This is a genomic window from Polaromonas sp. (assembly GCF_030682935.1).
GTDB lineage: Bacteria > Pseudomonadota > Gammaproteobacteria > Burkholderiales > Burkholderiaceae_C > Polaromonas.
Genome location: NZ_JAUXNA010000272.1, coordinates 1 through 1503, shown reverse-complemented (window position 1 = coordinate 1503; position 1503 = coordinate 1). Strand labels below are relative to the sequence as shown.

2 protein-coding genes are annotated in these 1503 nt (G+C 59.6%); both read right to left on the bottom strand.

The window, feature by feature from the left end; genetic code table 11:
• A partial coding sequence (gene atpA / locus Q8K05_RS12395) for a F0F1 ATP synthase subunit alpha (RefSeq protein WP_305246902.1) occupies positions 1–1102 on the bottom strand: 1102 nt, incomplete at its 3' end.
• Between the two features lie 61 nt (positions 1103–1163).
• Positions 1164–1503 (bottom strand): ATP synthase F1 subunit delta (gene atpH, locus Q8K05_RS12390; protein WP_305246901.1); only part of this gene is annotated, 340 nt, incomplete at its 5' end.

Below are 1503 nucleotides of genomic sequence, written 5' to 3'. Positions count from 1 at the left end.
CGGCGTTGAACAAGCTGGTTTCCAGGAAAATCTGGCCATCGGTGATCGAAATCACGTTGGTCGGCACGAAGGCGGACACGTCGCCCGCTTGCGTTTCAATGATAGGCAGCGCGGTCAAGGAACCGGTCTTGCCTTTCACGGCGCCTTTGGTGAAGTCTTCAACATACTTCTCGTTCACACGTGCTGCGCGCTCAAGCAGGCGGCTGTGCAGATAGAACACGTCGCCAGGGTAGGCTTCACGGCCTGGTGGACGACGCAGCAACAGCGATACCTGACGGTAAGCCACGGCCTGCTTGGACAGATCGTCATACACGATCAGCGCGTCTTGACCGCGATCGCGGAAATACTCGCCCATGGTGCAACCGGAGTAGGCGCTCACATACTGCATGGCGGCCGACTCGGAAGCCGAGGCTGCCACCACAATGGTGTATTCCATGGCGCCGGCTTGCTCCAGCGAGCGCACCACGTTCTTGATCGAAGACGCCTTCTGGCCAATCGCGACATAGACGCATGAAACGCCGGTGCCCTTTTGGTTGATGATGGCGTCGATCGCGACAGCGGTCTTGCCGGTCTGGCGGTCACCAATGATCAGCTCGCGCTGGCCGCGGCCAACAGGCACCATGGAGTCGATGGACTTCAGGCCGGTCTGCAGGGGCTGGTCGACCGATTTACGGGCGATCACACCCGGTGCCACCTTTTCAATCACGTCGGTCAACTTGGCGTTGACGGGACCTTTGCCGTCGATCGGCTGGCCCAGGGCATTGACCACGCGACCCAGCAGCTCGGGGCCGACGGGGACTTCCAGAATGCGGCCCGTGCACTTGACGGTGTCGCCCTCAGCGATGTGTTCGTACTCGCCCAGAATCACCGAGCCGACCGAGTCGCGCTCAAGGTTCAGTGCCAGGCCGTAGGTCGGCGTGCCGTCAGCGGTTGCCGGAAATTCCAGCATTTCGCCCTGCATCACATCGGACAGGCCGTGGATGCGGACAATACCGTCGGCTACCGAGACAACGGTGCCCTGGTTACGGATGTCGGCACTGACGGTCAAGCCTTCGATACGGCTCTTGATCAATTCAGAAATTTCTGCGGGATTGAGTTGCATGACTCTTTCCTTCTTTCTATGTTGTTGGCTAAAAACCTGGGGACTGCGCAGGAGCGCCAGTTCAAGAAATCAGCGCCACTTTCATTTGCTCTAAACGGGCTTTCACCGAGGTGTCCAGCACCTCGTCACCCACGACCGCGCGAATCCCGCCAATCAGCGACTGATCGAGCTCGACCTTGACGCTGAGCTTGCGCCCAAAACGCTTTTCCAGCGTGGCGGCAACATCGGCAAGCGCCTGCGCATCCAGCGCAAAAGCACTGTAGACAACTGCATCGCTGGAGCCGCTCGCCGCGTTCTTGAGCGAACGAAACTGGTTGGCGATCTCGGGCAGTGCAGGCAAGCGGGCATTTTCAATCACGAGCCGCAAGAAATTCTTCGCGGCATCCGGCAAGCTGGCTTGC